Below are 16,448 nucleotides of genomic sequence, written 5' to 3'. Positions count from 1 at the left end.
TTAAAATATACTCAACGGCTCGAATTATAACGATCAGCGCACAGCCGCCGCATAAAAACAGGGACGCGAATCGACTCGCGCCCCTATTTCCACGTCTATTCCCGCTTCTATTGATATTCCATGATATCTTCTTTGAGAGTCTTGCAGTTCTCCATGACAACCGAGTCTCTTGTATCCTCGGTCATGGCGTGAAGCTTCAGCCCGTCCAGGATAAGCCGCTCGACATTGCGGATATCCATAAATGTCGCTCTGCTCCAGTTCGGATAGTAATTCTCGGACACTTTCTCCGGATGGTCATGCCGCATATCCCATACCTTCGGGTATTCGGCGGGAATGTCTTCTTTCCTCACGCCGCCGACGAAGGTGTAAGTGATATTGCGCAGCGTCAAATCGCGTATCGGATGGCTGTCGCAGGCATCGACCCGTATGCCGTTGAACGAAGGGCAGCCCATGATATCCTTGGCTAAGCGGTAATGGGTATTGAACATCTCGTCGTCATCGGTCGCTAAAATATCCGATAACGTAATCCGCTCCAGCGTGCCGATCGCCGGCATCTCGTCAAGTCCGACCGACGAACCGATCCGGTTCAGACGGTTGTTCAGGATAATAAAGATCGGCCGGGTGACATTCCGCATGACAAGGCCCTGAGCCACGATATCGGTAATGCTGCCGCCTTCCGTGCATTCGATTTTGATCCCTTCCCGCCATACGTTTTCGAACGTACAGTTGTGGATCGCGACATTCGAAATATCGCCCACGGATTTCAGCCCGATGCGAACAGCCGCGCAGATAGAGGTAAAGTGGCAGTTTGTAATATGCACATTTTTCATCGGATATTGTTTACTGCTGGCTTGCAGACAAAGATTATCATCCGTCCCCCTAATATAGCAGTTAGAGATAAAGACGTTTTGACAGCCGTCATAATCAAGGCCGTCCCCGTTGTATCGCTTGTCGTTGCGGATGTCCAGGCTCTCGCACCAAATATATGCGCTGTCCAGAAAAGCCGTTGTCCAGGCCGGCGCGTTATGGAGCCGCAAGCCCTTGACATGAATGTTGCGGCAGCGAAGAAACCGCATCATCATCGGGCGGTATATGCTGCCTTCATTCGGGAAGCATTCGGCGTTGCCGTTAATCTCGCCTTGTCCGATAACGCCGATATTCGCAGCATCCTCGGCATAAATCAAGCATTTATCCATATACGTTTCATTGGTATAGCGGTTATAATGCGTCCCGTCCGGATAATCGCCTATGTCGGGATTCGCCAGCAGTATGGCCGACGAATTCACCTGCAAATAAACGTTGGATTTCAGGAACAGCGTACCTGACACAAAGGTCCCGCCCGCCAGCACGACGTAACCGCCGCCGGCTGCAAAGCAAGCGTCGATCGCTTGCTGAATCGCTTTCGTGTCCACCGTGACGCCGTCGCCTGCAGCCCCGTAATCTTTGACTTCAAATCTATCCTGCATCGTCTCTTCCTCCATCGTACCTCGACTTTTTTTGCTATATCCTATATGTTAGGCATAAGCAGTTAAGGTTTGAATGCATAATTTTCATGTTACCTATACTTTTTTTGTTAGAGCGAACACTTTTAAGCGAGGAGACGGACATGGAGCCTAATCTTTATTTAACCGCGGACCGCTTCCCCCTCCTCCGGGATATGGGCCATAACCGCACGGAGGATTGGTATACGCATCCGGATCGGATCGTCGATTACGAGGTGTTTCTCTTTGTCTCAGAGGGGTGCATGCAGGTCATAGAAGAAGGGACGGAGTACTTCGTCGGGGAACGGGAGCATTTATTTCTGCGAAGCGGACTTCATCATTGGGGGAAGCGAGTGACAGCTCCGGGTACGTCCTGGTGGTGGATTCATTTCCATGTGCGCTGTGATGACAATGTGGGCTACCAAGCACCCAGTCTCGTGCCGGAGCTGGAGTATGTGACACCGCAGCATTATCAGGTTCAGATTCCTCTGCCCAAATTCGGGAAAGCGTCCCTGCATGCGGAAACGGAAACCCGGCTTAGCGCGATGTACGAAAGCTATATTCAGCCGAAACCGAATCCTTACCGGATGACGGAAGCAAGCCTGGAGGCTTACCGGCTGTTTATCGGGCTTCAGCAGCATTCGCCGTCCCCCTCGCGGGAAGGAACGCACGCCGGTAAAGCGGAAGCGCATGTTGCGCGTATCATGGATTATTTGGCCCGGCATGCTTCGGAGGAATTCGATGCCGGCAGCTTGGCGGTCTATATGGGCTTGAATTACAGCCATCTCTCCTCCCTGTTCGCCAGACGCACCGGTCAAACGATCATTGAGGTGCATACCCGGCTGCGCATGAATCGCGCGATCCAGCTGATGCGCACCACCTCGCTTAATATTGCGGAGATCAGCGAACGGCTCGGTTATCACAACCCTTTTTATTTTACAAGGGTATTCAAGAAGGTACTGGGCGAGCCCCCTTCTGCTTACATGAAGCATATTTACAGGTAAAGGGTGGCAGTAGCAGGCTTAGGGAGGTCGGGACCAGGATCACCCCCAAGCTGCTTAATGGAATGGTACGAGTCGGCCAAATCCAAGGAAGCTCCGGGAGGAAGCCGCTTGCTTCCTCCGCTCTGCCCTCTGCTTCCCTTACTCCAGTCCTGTACCCTCGTCGAATCCAAGCATAATGTTCATATTTTGAATGGCCGCACCTGAGGCTCCTTTGCCCAAATTATCAAATCTGGACACAAGCAGAATTTCATCCTCATGGCCGAAAACAAAGATGTCCAAATTATTCGTATGATTGCACGACATGAGAGGAAAATAGCCGTCTTCAAGATAAGCCTCAGAATCAAAAGGGATCACGCGGACAAACCGTTCGTCGCTATAGGTTGAGGCAAGCAGTTCTTGAACATCTCTGGGCGTTACATGCTTATTAAAAAGCCGAGGATGCAAAGGTATGCAAACCGCATCTCCTTGATAATAGTTTCCGACTATCGGAGTAAAAAGCGGTGCTGCGTCCAAGCCTGAATAAAGCTGCATTTCGGGGCGATGCTTGTGGTTAAGGGTAAGGGCATAAGGTCTTGGCGCAAAAAGCTGTTCCTTATCCGAATGCTGATATTCCGCTATAAGCTTCTTACCTCCGCCGCTATATCCGGTCAGCGAGTAACAAGACGCCGGGTAATCTCTCGGTATGATGCCTTCCGCTACAAGAGGCTGGATAGCTAAAATATACCCTGTCGCATGACAGCCGGGGACACTAACTCGGGAGGAATGCCGAATTGAGCTGCGGTGATCCTTATGTAATTCCGGCAATCCGTACGTCCATTCCTGATTGGTCCTAAACGCCGTACTCGCATCAATGATTTTAGTTTTCGGATTGCTGACCATCGATACGGACTCCCTTGAAGCGGAATCCGGGAGACATAGGAAGACGAGATCCGCTTCATTGATGCAAGCTTTACGTGTTTCGTAATCTTTTCGTTTGTCGTCTTCCACTTGGATGACTTCAATGTCAGGAATCTTGGATAAATAATCATGTATTTTTAAGCCTGTTGTCCCCGACTGTCCGTCCACAAATATGCTGTACGTCATTGTCCCACTCCTTGTCATTGAAATACACGTGAGTAATTATACATATATATTTATATATATTCAATTCATTGATTATTTTATTTGGAAGGAACAAGGCGCGGCTTTCTTTTGATGAGGGGAAAGCACCTTTTCGCTTGGTTTATGCTGCAACTTAGGACTCACCTGACGGAAGCTCTAAGCAGCATCGGATACTTCGCACAAATCTTTCTTTGGTTGCCAACCGGGTGGATTTTATACTCGGAATCCGACGAATCGCACAGCAAAAAAAACGCAGCCTCATTGGCTGCGTTTTTTTTGCTGTGCTCCCATCGAGAGCGCTCCAAGATTAATTGCGGATCAAATAATCGAATGCGCCCAGGGCTGCAGTTGCGCCTGATCCCATCGAAATAATAATCTGCTTATAAGGACTGTTCGTGCAATCGCCCGCGGCAAACACGCCAGGTACATCCGTAGCTCCATGACTGTTGACCACGATCTCGCCCATCCGAGTGCGCTCAACCGTATCGGCGAGCCAGTCGGTGTTGGGAACAAGCCCGATCTGCACAAACACGCCCTGCAGTTCAATATGCTGAACCGCTCCGGTATCGCGCTCGATATAAGAGATGCCGTTTACTTTGTCCGTACCGGTAATTTCCTTGGTTTGGACGTTTTTGTGGACCGTCACGTTCGGCAGGCTGTAGAGCCGCTTCTGCAGCACTTCGTCCGCCTTCAGCTCCGGCATAAACTCCAGCACGGTGACATGGCTCACGATGCCGGCCAGATCGATGGCCGCTTCGATGCCGGAGTTGCCTCCGCCGATAACCGCCACATGCTTGCCGGCAAACAACGGGCCGTCGCAATGCGGACAGTACGCGACGCCTTTGTTTTTGAACTCCGCTTCGCCGGGAACGCCGACATTGCGCCAGCGGGCGCCGGTGGATATGATTACGGCCTTGCTTTTCAGCACAGCGCCGTTCTCAAGCTCCACCTCGACGAGCTCCTTCTTCTCCAGCCGCTTGGCGCGCTGGGCTTTCATAATATCAACGTTGTATTCCTTGACATGCTCTTCCAGACTCGCTGCGAGCTTGGCGCCCTCGGTATACTTCACGCTGATAAAGTTCTCGATCCCGACCGTATCCATCACCTGCCCGCCGAAGCGCTCGGCGACGATGCCTGTACGGATACCTTTGCGCGCCGCATAGATCGCCGCGCTTGCGCCGGCAGGGCCCCCTCCGACCACAAGCACGTCGTACGGCTCCTTGTCGGCGAACTGCGAAGCATCCGGAGCCTGGCCCAGCTTGGAGATGATCTCTTCAAGCTCCATGCGTCCGCTGCCGAAGAACTCGCCATTCAGGTAGACGGACGGCACCGCCATGACGTTCCTGCTTTCGGCTTCTTCCTTGAACGCAGCTCCGTCAATCATCGTATGGGTAATGCCCGGGTTGAGAATGCTCATCAGGTTCAGCGCCTGTACGACATCGGGACAATTGTGACAGCTCAGGCTGATGAACGATTCAAAGTGGTATTCGCCGCTGAGACGCTTCACCTGGTCAATGACAGCCTGCTCGACCTTCGGCGCCCGGCCGCTGACCTGCAGCAGAGCAAGCACCAGCGAGGTAAATTCGTGGCCGAGAGGGATGCCGGCGAACGTGACGCCGGTATCCTCTCCCACACGATTCACACTGAAGCTGGGCGTTCTAGGCAAGGATGCCTTCTCTACTGCAATGCGGGAAGACATGCCGGACAGCTCATCCATTAGGGCAAGCATATCCGTCGATACCGGATCAGAACCTGCGCTCACCTTGATCAGCACATCGCCTTCCATGAGCTGAAGGTATTGGTTTAATTGTGCCTTAATATCCGCATCCAGTATCATGGCAGGCCTCTTAGATCTTGCCTACGAGATCAAGGCTAGGCTTAAGCGTTTTGCCGCCTTCTTGCCATTTCGCCGGGCAAACCTCGCCTGGATTGTTGCGCACATATTGGGCAGCCTTGATCTTGCTGACCAGAATGCTTGCATCGCGGCCGATGCCGCCGGCATTGATCTCAACCGTCTGGATAACGCCGTCCGGATCGATGATGAATGTGCCGCGGTCCGCCAGACCGTCAGCTTCGATCAGCACATCGAAGTTGCGGGAGATCGTATGGGAAGGATCGCCAATCATGATGTAAGTGATTTTGCCGATCGTCTCGGAGCTGTCATGCCAAGCCTTGTGCGTAAAGTGGGTGTCCGTCGACACGGAGTATACTTCAACGCCAAGGCCCTTCAAAGTTTCGTACTGGTTTTGCAGGTCCTCCAGCTCGGTTGGGCAGACAAAAGTGAAATCCGCAGGGTAGAAGCAAACTACACTCCATTTGCCTTTGAAGTCGGCTTCGCTAACTTCGATAAACTTACCATTGTGGTAGGCGGATGCTTTAAACGGCAATACTTCTGTTCCAATAAGAGACATTGTTGAATTCCTCCTAAGATTTTAGTGTAATTGGGTGATAAAAACTGGCATAAACAGATCATACCACTATTTGTTTCTTCTTTCATGAAGGAACCATGAAGAGCTAGTGAAAACTTTATGAAGATGGGGGCCAACGTCATCAGGCAAGCAAGAAAGCATGCCCGGTCGAAAAATTCCAACGGCATGCTTGGTTAATGCGGATGCAAAAACGGCACCTTCGTGGCAAGGGCAAGGCAGGCAACGCAAGGCGGCCTCCCGCCGTCAGGCTACGAGGCGCAGCGTTGCGGATACGAACGCGAGATGTACTGCCTGCCAAGCACCGCCGCGCGGCAAATTCTTGAAAATCACCCACGCTCAGCTGAGGACAGTCTTTCCCGGAATGGCAATTAATATGCGTCCAAGCGGCGCAGCCGTCTCCATTGCCGACTGCAATCGGACTGCTCCTTGCGGGGCAAAGATGACCGTCAATCGGCAAGCGACGCCCGCAGCTTTGCGGTCAGCTCGGCAATTTGCCGCTCCTGCACAGGCACCGGGCCGAAAGCGCCTTTACGAATGGCTACCTGCTGGATCAGGTCCATCGAATCGAGCACGGAGCTTCCGCTCCTTGGGATGATGTGCATATGCAGATGCCTGACCGTTTCGCCGATCGTAAGCGTGTAAATTTTGCGCGCATCGACTTCCGCTCCGAGCCATTGCTCAAGCTCTGCAATCAGCTCCGGCAGCTGGCGGCGCTCCTCCGCCCCAAGCTCCGCCCACCTCTCGACGTGGCGCTTCGGCTCCACGTACAAGTAACCGAGCAATTGGGACTGCAGCAGCGAGTGATAAATCCGGTAAGCCCCCTTCTCCGCAACAAAATAAGGATCGTCTTGCTCATGCTTCCGGCATATTTGACAGTCGTTCATCGTTTAGGCTCCTCGTTTTCTTTGATTTTGTCAAACTATTGTAACAGCCTATACCTTGTAGGCGGCAAGCAATCTGTGCAGCTCCTCCGCTGAGCGCTTGAGTTCGCCGGAAGATTCGGATATCCGCCGGATCGATTGCAATTGTTCCTCGTAGGTCGAAGCGGCTTGGCTGGAACGCGTCGCCGCTTGGCGGGATATGCCGGCCGTCTCTTCCATGGCCGCCGTTATTTGCCCCGCTCCTGCCGAGAGCTGCTCGGTAATGGCCGACACTTCCTGCATCTGTTCGGCAACAAGCTCGGCCGAGCTCAATATGTTGCCGAACAACGTCCTTGTCTCGCCGATATAGTCAGCTCCTTTATCGGCTTCCCGCAAATCAGACGCAATCTGCCTGGCCGCCTCTCCGCAGCTTAGCTTAATGTCGGAGGCAAGGCGCGCAATCTGCTTGGCTGCACTGGAAGAACCCCCGGCCAGCTTGCGCACTTCCTCGGCGACGACGTGGAACCCTCTGCCGTGCTCCCCCGCCCTGGCCGCCTCGATCGACGCATTCAGTGCCAGCAGCTGCGTTTGCGCTGCCATTTCGGAGATGCTGCCGACGACCCGTTCGATGCTGACGGACAAGTCAGCGAGCCGGTTGATCGTTTCGGCGGTGCCGGCGATATTATTTCTGACGAGCCGCAATTGCTGATCGGTCGTGCCGATCGCCGAGTTCCCTTTGTGCGACAGCTGCGCAGTCATGACGGCTGACTCCGACACGACCTGAGTCGACTCGGCTATCTTGATCGTGCCCGCGGCCATTTCCTTAAGCGCCGTCAAGGAGCTGCGGATACCGCGGGACTGTAGCTCCGAGCCCGAAGCGATCTCCTGCAGCGCGAAAGCACCCGCCGCCGCCGCTGCCGCGCTGGCCTCGCTATCGGTGTGCAAGCCCAGCGAAGCAGCAAGCGTGCCTTCGGCCGCATCTCGGCTTTGACGCACGACATGCCGGTAGGAGTTCGACAGCAGCTCGAAAGCCGCTGCTACCCGGCCCATCTCGTCGCGCGAACCGTTCTTGAGGCTCACGGTCAAATCCCCCGCGCTCATCGCCTGAGAGACCTGCTCCAGAGCGGCAATTCCTTTCCTCAGGCCGACCGCCAAAGCCGCGAACAAATAAGCGGCGGCGCCAACCGCAAGAACGGACACGGCTGCGGATGCCGCCATCGTGAACCGGCTTGAATGCGCCCTCTCGCGAAGCTTGTCCTCCAGCAGCTCCAGATGCAGGCGGTATGAGCTTATGGCGTGTTCGGACAAAGCCTCATGCGCCCGAAGCAGCCGCTCTGGCGTCAGCGTGACGAACACCGAGCTGAGCAGCCCGTTTTGAAGCTGGTCCGTGTAATACCGCAAAGCGTCCTGCTGCTCCCGCAGTGCGGCATTTAACCCGTCATAGCTCGGCCCGCCGCTCGCCGCGGCCGTATCCGCATTGCGCATCATGCTCTCCTGATACGTCCGCAGCTCGCCGGCGAGCTGCGTAAGCTCGTCCTTCATTTCCGTCTTGTAAAAGCGCCCCTTGGAGCTGCCCTCAAGCGCAATAAGCGTCGCCCGGTTCAGCTTGCTCCAAAAGTAAGGATATTGGTTAGCGGCGCTGTCTACCGTATAGTTCATCTCGAGCTGCCGCTCCAAAATAAGACCGGAGCGGTTTTTCACTTCATGCGCATAGGCGAGCAGCTCCTTCTCGAAACGCTCGCCCGCCTGCAGGGCGGAGGAGGTGTCGCTCCCTGCAGCGGCCGATTTCAGCGCCTGCCACTGCTCGTAAGCCCGCGCAAGCGTCTCGTCCGTGGCAGGCTGTCTGTCCATCGCTCGGGACGCTTCCAATAGCATGCCGAGCTGCTCGTCAATGCCGCTCTCCAGCGTTTGACGCATGTCCGCCGACGACTCTCTTCCAAGCGACTGCGACTGCAGATCCGCCCGGTATCTTCCCATATCCGGCAATAGCCGGTCCCCGAGCTTTAACGAAGCGACACCCCGCAGCTCGATCTCCGCAACCCGCACATCTTCGCGCAAACCGCCAAGCTGCTGCATCAGCAGCAAGGCGACAGGCAAGGCGGCGACGAAGCCGATCAGCATAAATTTATGAACGAAGCGAAGGCGATCAAGCGCCGCCCTGCCAAGGTACCAAAAATCCACCCGCATTCCCCCTATACCCGCAGCCGGTAGCCGACCGCGTGATATGCAAACTTCAACTCATATTAGATAATTTCAAATCGTATTAAGATATTATAAACATACATGAAACAAACAGGCCAAACATCAGCCTGTGTCCTGTTTTGTTTTACGATTTTTTGATCTTACCGGGACTGACCCCGATATATTTTTTGAACACCTTGCTGAAATAAGCTTCGTCGCGGATGCCTACCTTCTCCGCCGCTTCATATACCTTCACCTTTTTGCCTAGAATGAGCTCCCGCGCCCGCTCCATTTTCGTCCGGTTGACGAAATTCGTAAAGCTTTCGCCGACCTCCTTCTTGAACACAAACGAAAAATAGCTGCGGCTCATATTGCAAATTTTGGCCGCGTCCTCCAGCGACAGGTTGAGCTCAATATTTTCGCAAACATGGCGCTTGATGTTGACGATTTCGGAGCGTGTGCCCGGCCCTTGAGCGGCCGGTATGATCTGGAAAAAGTGATCGACGAACTCATCCGCAAGCCGCACCAGATCGGAGAGCGTTTCCGCGTTCAGAATCGACTCCGTCAGCCGGAGGTTGGCCATCGCAAATGCCGGCGGCAGCTGCTCCTCGGCGGATTCGAGCATTTTTTTGAACCCGTACAGCACGTTCAGAGCCGCCGTTTTGACACGAATCGGATGGTAGATCGGGGTTTCCGCGATACGGTCGAAAAACCGCTTCAGCACGCTTTTCACGCCTTCCGGGTCGAAGCCATATATATAATCGGTGACGAGCTTCTCCTCCTCGAGGCCGAACATGATCTCCTTGTCCTTGAAGCCGATCAGCTTGTCGGAGAAAATCAGGCTTTCCTTCCCCTTGTAAAACCGGTATTCGACATAGCTTTGCGCCTGCGCATACAACGCCGGCACCTCTCTCAGCTCGCCCGGCGCTCCGGATACGGCAAACGAAACGGTAATGTTCAAATACCGCTTCAGCGACTGATTGATTTTCTGAAAGAAACGCGCCACATTGTGATGGTCCGAGCCTCTTCCCGAGTGCTCGATCGCCAGCATATACTCGCCCTCGCCCATTTCGGCCGCCTCGCCTTTGACGAAATCGGCGAGCCCTTCCTCCAGAATGTTCAGGAAGGAAGCGCGCAGCAGATGACTGTCCTTCATCCGGCTGTGAGCCGGAGCGTGCAGCCAGTCGTCGATCGTGCAGCAGATGACAAGCATACGCTTCTCGAGCTGCGGCTGCACCTGCAGCACCGACGATTCCCTGAGAAATTCCTCGTAGCCGATGGAGCCGGACAGCCATTTTTTGTACAAGCCGTTTTTGATGACCTGCTTGTTTGAGCGCAGCACCTTCTCGAAGTTAACCTTTTCCTCGTTGCGCTGTCTGTCCTTCTCGATTTCGACCTTCGTTTTCTTCAGCACGTCCAGCAGGTTTTCCGGCTGCATGGACAGCTTCAGAATGTAGTCCTGCGCGCCAAGCCTCATCGCACGCTTGACGGCATCCATCTCGCTGTGGCAGCTCAGCACGATCACTTTAATGTGCGGGAATGTCTCCGCGATCCGTTCAATCAGCTGAATGCCGTCCATGTTGGGCATCAGAATATCGGTCAGCACAATGTCGGGTGACACCCGCTTGATCAGCTCCAGCGCCTGCTCGCCGTCCTCGGCCTGCCCGACAAACTCCATATCGTGCTTCTCCCACTCGATACACGATTTTATCCCAATTCTGACCAGCGCTTCATCATCGACGATCATTACCTTCAGCATCGGATCGCTCTCCTTCGCTATAGTCTATACCGGCTCTCCGGACTTCTCGGCAGGCAGCAGCACGGTAACGGTCGTCCCCTCGCCGGGCGAGGACGCGATGCTGAGGCCAAACGGCTCGCCGTATTTGATTCGCAGCCTGTCATGGATGTTACGCAGACCGATTCCGTTGAACTTGTGAAGCTGCTCGCGCCCCTCGGCGTCCTCTCTCCATATATCGTCCAGACGCCCGGGCGGTATGCCTTCGCCGTTGTCCTTCACGTCAATCCGCACGATACCGTCTGTAAGCGTTGCCTCAATATCGATCGTCCCGCCGACCTTCTTGTTTTTCAAGCCGTGCAAAATGGAATTTTCGACGAGCGGCTGCAGCAGCAGCTTGAGAATCGAATATTGCTCTAGCGGCGGCTCGATCCGGTAGCGAAACTCGTAGCCGTCGTTGAACCGTGCGTTCTGGATGTTCATATACGCCTGAAGCAGCTGCATCTCCTCCGCGATCGTAACGGATTCGCCGCCTCTGTTCATGCTGACCTCCAGCAGCTTGCCGAGATCGGAGATCATAGTGGAGACCGGCGTCGCTCCGTTAATCATCGCCGTCCACTTGATGATGTTCAACGTATTTAACAAAAAGTGGGGGTTAATTTGCGCCTTAAGCGTCTCATATTTCATCTCCTGCTCCCGCCGTTCGTCCCGAACGACCTTCATCACCAGCTCGTCGACGCGCCGAAACAGATGCTCAAAGCTTTTGACGATGCCGTATACGTCGCTCGGCAGCGATGTATCCTGCGTGCCAAGGCTGTAGACGCCGATTTTTTTCTTCTTCAGCTGATGAATGAGCAGGCGGAGCGGATTGGTCATGTAAATGATCGAAGCGATACTTAAAGCAAGGAAAAGCCCGAACACGACATAATTGATCGCCAGCACTTCACTCTTCAAATCTCTCGTGTTTTTCATCACGTCTTCATATGGAATCGCGGAAACCAGCGTCCAGTGAAGGCGGTTCAGCACATAATAGTTGACGATATATTTTTTACCGTCCGACTGCTCCAGAAAGTAGCCCTTGCGGGTGCCGTAAAGCTTGAGACGATCCTTCATAAAGTCGATGTTTTTCAGCGCCTCGCTGCCGTAGGACGTAATCAGGCGGTCTTCGTCGTCCAGGAGGAAGATCGTTTCCGTATCGCGCACCTTGAACAGCGACACGAGATTATCCAAATTGACGTTGATCACGAACATGCCGAGCAGCTCGCCGGTAAAGCTGCTTTTTATCGTTCTCGCCAGCGATACGTAGGGCTCCTCCCGGCCATGAGGCGATGCCTGGAGCCCGATAGGAACCGTCCAAGCCATATTCCGCTCCTGGGAGGCAAGCGTTTGAAACGCCGGCTGCTTCATCAGCAGCTCCCCGAACGGGCGCTTCACGCCGGCATACGTCTGCTCCTGCGCAGCCGTGCTTCCGATATTCCCCTTCACCATGCTGATGAGGCCGTCCGCGCTGATCACCGCAATCTGCGCATCATAATTGAAGAAGGTGTTGTTTTTGGCATAATAAAGATGATTTTCGATTTTGGAGACGCGGGTGTAATCCTTGGAGGTGAGCTCCGACGCATCCTTCATCCGGGCAAACGGTTTAAATGCCTCGTCCCTGTCGAAGTCGTTCAGGCTTTCGATGATGACGTCGTCCATCCCAAATAAATTCGTCAGCTTCAGCATGTCCAGGCTGACCATCTCGACCTGGCTTCCCGTCTGCTCGAGATTGCCGCTCAGCACCTCGGCCGTTTCCTGCTCGAATAACAATTCGGTATGTTTAAAGCTGATATTCAGCGAAATAAAGACGGCGATGAACACAAGCAGCACCAGGGAGACGATAATTCGTATTTGCAGCTGGCTGAATAAGAAGCCTAGTCTTTGCCTCATCCTCTTCATACGTCTAAGGTCCCCTCGCCGGATGTAAGTCGATCGGATTCAAGCATGAGATTGTCTTATATTGTACTGGAATCCCGCAGGGCCGACAAGCTTCCGAGCCGGCAGCCCCGCCGCGCTTTGTTCCCTTTCGCCGTCTCCATCTCTCCATCCTTGTCTTGCCCGTTTGCCCGGTCATGCTGCGCTTGCGCCCCCCAGACCGTAATCTGGGGGGCTAGCGCCTTGCCGTATTTATTTCATCGTCACGTCTTCGAGCGAAATCCCGGACTGGAAGGAGAGGAAGCCCGGCAAGTTTTTAAAGCCTTCCACATTCGCCTTCATCCCGTAGCTTTGCTCGCGCCAAGAGAGATAAACGAACGGCGACAAATCGAGTGCCCGCTCAATGAGCCGCTCGTAAATGGCGTTACGCTTCGCCTCGTCCAGCTCCTTGCGGCCTTCGGCCAGCAGCTTGTTGATTTCGGCGTCGTCGAAATACGCCGAGTTGTTCAGCCTGACGGCGCCGCCGGCGTAGAAATTGCTCAGCCAGTCGCCGTCCGTAATATCGCCGGAAGTGCCTGCTACGACAAAGTCATAGCTGCCTTCGGTGTTTTTCTTGATGCGCGTCGCCCAATCCGGCAAATCCAGCTCGACCTCGATCCCGACCTTCTTCAGCTCCGATTGAACCGCAACCGCTGTCTGCTGGTGGAACGCGTACTGCGATGTGGCGAGAAGCTTTGCCTTAAAGCCGTTCGGATACCCCGCCTCGGCAAGCAGCTGCTTCGCCTTCTCGATGTTGTATTCATAATAGCTTTCGAATTTTTTATTATAGCCCATGTATCCTTCCGGAATGGCCATGCCGTAGATCGGCTTGCCCCGTCCGTTAAATGCAGTGTTAATAATCGTATTGCGGTCGATCGCGTAGGCAATCGCCTTGCGCACGCGCGGATCGCTGAATGGAGCGAATTGCGTATTGAACTGCAGTTGCATGAACGGACCGCTCACGCTGTCCAGCTTCAGCTTCGAATCCTGCTCGATCGCCATAGCGTCCTTCCAAGGCACATATTCGACCAAATCGACGTCGCCGGCCTTAAGGGCGTTCACCCGCGTATTTTCGTCGGCGTAAAATACGAACTTGATATTGTCGACAGGCTTCTTATCCTTCTTGTAGTAGCCGTCGAAACGCTTAACCGTCATTTCCTGTCCCTTGGTCCATTTGACGAATTCAAACGGACCGGCGCCCATCGGATTCGCATTCAAATCGCCGTTTTTCTCTTCCGCCCACTTCTTCGAAACGATCACCGTCTCCGGCAGCGCGAGGTAGTGAATGAATGGCGCAAACGGCTCCTTCAGCGTGATCGTCACCGTTTTCGGATCTGGCGTTTCGATTTTATCGATAATGGCCAGCTCGTTGCGGAAGGTTGCGTTGTTCTTCGGGTTGGCGATCCGCTCGAACGTAAACTTGACGTCCTCGGCCGTTACGGCATCGCCGTTATGGAACTTCGCGTCGCGCAGCTTGAACGTGTAGTTCTTACTGTCCCCAGAGACGGTATACGACTCAGCCAGCTCGTTGCTCAGCTTGCCGTCCTTTCCGTAATTGACGAGCCCCCGGTAAATCGCCAGCTTGATCGTCCGTCCGTGCGTGCCGTTCTGAACGAGCGGGTCCATCGTCGCGGGCTCGCCTGCCAGGCCAAAGGAAATCGTGGTCGGCTTGGCGTTATCCCCGCCTCCCGAGCCGGACGAGGCGCCGCCGGACGAGCTCGATCCGCCTGAGCCGGAGCAGCCGCTGGCGATGAGCGCCAGCGTCAGCACCAGCAGCATCATGGTCGTTAAGCTTTTTAATTTCATTGTCGTGAATCCTCCCTTTTTTCCATTTATAACAGGATGGCTGCCGATAGTAAACGACGCCGTCCGCATTACCATTAATTGCCGCCTTACGAACGGTTTAATTTGGGATCGAGGATGTCTCGCAAGCTGTCTCCGAGCAAATTAATCGCCAAAATGGTGATGCCGAGGCAGAGCGAAGGCCAGATCGCATACATCGGGTTCAAGCTGATATAACCTCTGGACTGCCCGATCATTTGCCCCCATGAAGGCTCCGGCGGAATAACGCCGAGACCGAGGAAGCTGAGCCCCGATTCAAGCAAAATGGCGGCTGCGACCGTCAAGCTGATCTGAATGATAAGCGGTGACATGATGTTCGGAAGGATGCAGCCGAACATGACGCGCGGATGGGAGGCTCCGAGCGAGAGCTCGCTTTCCACGAACTCCTGCTTTTTGATCTGAAGCGTAGACGAGTACGCAATCCGGGCAAAATGCGGGGCATAAACAACTCCGATAATGATGATCAGATTGCGCACGCCCGCGCCCCAGAAGCCGACGACCATCAGCGCCAGCAGGATCGGCGGAAAGCAGAGCAATATATCGACGCAGCGCATGATCAGCTTCTCTGCGAGGCCGCGAAAATAGCCGGCGACGATGCCGAGCGTCAGCCCGAGCCCGAACGCAAGCAGCGTCGCCCCGAGCGCGACGGTGAGCGACGGCCGAATGCCGAGAATGAGCCGGCTCAAAATATCGCGGCCGAATTCGTCGGTGCCGAGCGGATAGTCGGGCAGGCTTGGCTTCAGCACGATATCGGCGTGGATTTCGAGCGGGTCGTGAGGAATGATCCACGGGCCGATGGCGGCAACGACCAGAATCGGCAGCAGCACGCAGCAGCTGATCACAAACGTCTTGTTCCTTAAGTAGTTGTTCACATTCATTGGTTGCAGCTCCTTTGCGTCGTCGGCCTTAGGACTAGCGCACGCGCGGGTCCATAAGCCCGTACAAGACGTCTACCAGCATGTTGACCAGGATGAAAAACGTTGCCATAACGACGATACAGCCCTGGATTAACGGATAATCGCGATTGGATATCGACTTGACGAGCAGCGTGCTCATCCCGGGCCAGTTGAACAAATATTCGATCAGCACCGTACCGCCGATCAGATTGCCCAGCTGCAGCCCGATAATCGTTACGACCGGAATGATCGCGTTGCGCAAAGCATGCTTAAAAATAATCGAGCCGTAGGGCAATCCCTTGGCCTTATGCGTTTGGATATAATCCTTGTTCAGCGTCTCCAGCATGGAGGAACGCGTCATTCTCGCAATCGAAGCGGCAAGTCCGAGCGCCAGCGTAATCGCCGGCAGCGCCATACGCTGGATATGCCTTACCGGGTCCTCGGAAAAAGCGACAAAACCGCTGGCCGGAAACAGCTGCAGCTTAAAGCTGAACAGCAGGATCAGGAAGGCGCCGAGCACGTAAACGGGAAACGACACGCCGAGCGCCGAGATCGAGGACAAGATCAGATCGACCGCGCTTTGACGCTTCAAGGCCGCGATAATGCCAAGCGGCACGCCGATCAAAGCGGCCAGTATAATGGACACGAGCGCAAGCTCTATCGTATTCGGAAGGCGCTGGGCGATATATTCGGTCACCGGCGTTTGATCGAATAGGGATTTCCCCATATCGAGCCGCACAAAATTGCCGACCCAATCCAAATATTGCTGAAGCAGGGGACGGTCGAGTCCGAGCATATGCCGCATTTCCGCAAGCGCCGCGGCATCGCCGCCGCGTTCGGTGCCCAGCACCAGCGCTGCCGGATCGCCCGGCATCAGATGCACGAGAGAAAATACGAGCGTCGCCACGACGATGACCTGAAGCAGCATCATGTACAGCTTTCCACCTAAAAAACGCACCATCACGC

At 54.5% G+C, this 16,448-nt stretch carries 12 protein-coding genes; 1 reads left to right on the top strand and 11 read right to left on the bottom strand.

Features of this window, described 5'->3' with window-relative positions; all coding sequences use genetic code 11:
- Nucleotides 1-107: 107 nt before the first annotated feature.
- Nucleotides 108-1,466: a glycoside hydrolase family 28 protein gene (locus BLR08_RS11855; protein WP_072329304.1), complete on the bottom strand. Its 1,359-nt coding sequence runs from the start codon at nt 1,464-1,466 to the stop codon at nt 108-110.
- A gap of 140 nt (nt 1,467-1,606) precedes the next feature.
- Here BLR08_RS11855 and BLR08_RS11850 point away from each other — a divergent pair, with 140 nt between their 5' ends.
- Entirely contained in the window at nt 1,607-2,485 is an 879-nt protein-coding gene (locus BLR08_RS11850; RefSeq protein ID WP_072329305.1) for a helix-turn-helix transcriptional regulator, read from the top strand.
- Nucleotides 2,486-2,623: 138 nt separating this feature from the next.
- Here BLR08_RS11850 and argC read toward each other — a convergent pair whose 3' ends face one another.
- The 10 genes from argC to BLR08_RS11800 all read right to left on the bottom strand — a co-directional run bounded on the left by argC (nt 2,624) and on the right by BLR08_RS11800 (nt 16,443).
- Nucleotides 2,624-3,568: an N-acetyl-gamma-glutamyl-phosphate reductase gene (gene argC / locus BLR08_RS11845; protein ID WP_072329306.1), complete on the bottom strand. Its 945-nt coding sequence runs from the start codon at nt 3,566-3,568 to the stop codon at nt 2,624-2,626.
- Between the two features lie 325 nt (nt 3,569-3,893).
- The gene (gene ahpF, locus BLR08_RS11840; protein ID WP_072329307.1) at nt 3,894-5,423 is read right to left on the bottom strand and encodes an alkyl hydroperoxide reductase subunit F; all 1,530 of its coding nucleotides are present in this window, start codon (nt 5,421-5,423) and stop codon (nt 3,894-3,896) included.
- A 10-nt stretch (nt 5,424-5,433) separates the two neighbouring features.
- Nucleotides 5,434-5,997, bottom strand: a complete 564-nt coding sequence (ahpC, locus tag BLR08_RS11835; RefSeq protein ID WP_072329308.1) for an alkyl hydroperoxide reductase subunit C — start codon at nt 5,995-5,997, stop codon at nt 5,434-5,436.
- 464 nt (nt 5,998-6,461) lie between these two features.
- Nucleotides 6,462-6,899, bottom strand: coding sequence for an HIT family protein (locus BLR08_RS11830; RefSeq protein WP_072329309.1), 438 nt, complete (start codon nt 6,897-6,899; stop codon nt 6,462-6,464).
- A gap of 48 nt (nt 6,900-6,947) precedes the next feature.
- Nucleotides 6,948-9,056 (bottom strand): methyl-accepting chemotaxis protein, encoded by a 2,109-nt coding sequence (locus BLR08_RS11825; RefSeq protein WP_072329310.1) that lies wholly within the window; start codon nt 9,054-9,056, stop codon nt 6,948-6,950.
- A 145-nt stretch (nt 9,057-9,201) separates the two neighbouring features.
- Complete coding sequence (locus BLR08_RS11820; RefSeq protein ID WP_072329311.1) at nt 9,202-10,815, bottom strand: response regulator transcription factor; 1,614 nt, start codon at nt 10,813-10,815, stop codon at nt 9,202-9,204.
- A 24-nt stretch (nt 10,816-10,839) separates the two neighbouring features.
- On the bottom strand, nt 10,840-12,729 hold the full coding sequence (locus BLR08_RS11815; protein ID WP_072329312.1) for a cache domain-containing sensor histidine kinase: 1,890 nt from the start codon (nt 12,727-12,729) through the stop codon (nt 10,840-10,842).
- A gap of 228 nt (nt 12,730-12,957) precedes the next feature.
- Complete coding sequence (locus BLR08_RS11810; protein ID WP_072329313.1) at nt 12,958-14,550, bottom strand: ABC transporter substrate-binding protein; 1,593 nt, start codon at nt 14,548-14,550, stop codon at nt 12,958-12,960.
- Between the two features lie 86 nt (nt 14,551-14,636).
- Nucleotides 14,637-15,464, bottom strand: coding sequence for an ABC transporter permease (locus BLR08_RS11805; RefSeq protein WP_072329314.1), 828 nt, complete (start codon nt 15,462-15,464; stop codon nt 14,637-14,639).
- A 34-nt stretch (nt 15,465-15,498) separates the two neighbouring features.
- Nucleotides 15,499-16,443, bottom strand: a complete 945-nt coding sequence (locus BLR08_RS11800; protein ID WP_072329315.1) for an ABC transporter permease — start codon at nt 16,441-16,443, stop codon at nt 15,499-15,501.
- Between the last annotated feature and the right edge of the window lie 5 nt (nt 16,444-16,448).

It is taken from the genome of Paenibacillus sp. cl123 (genome assembly GCF_900101595.1).
Classification (GTDB): Bacteria; Bacillota; Bacilli; order Paenibacillales; family NBRC-103111; genus Paenibacillus_G.
The sequence above is the reverse complement of the archived record's forward strand: the minus strand, read 5'-3'. Positions and strand labels throughout refer to the sequence as shown.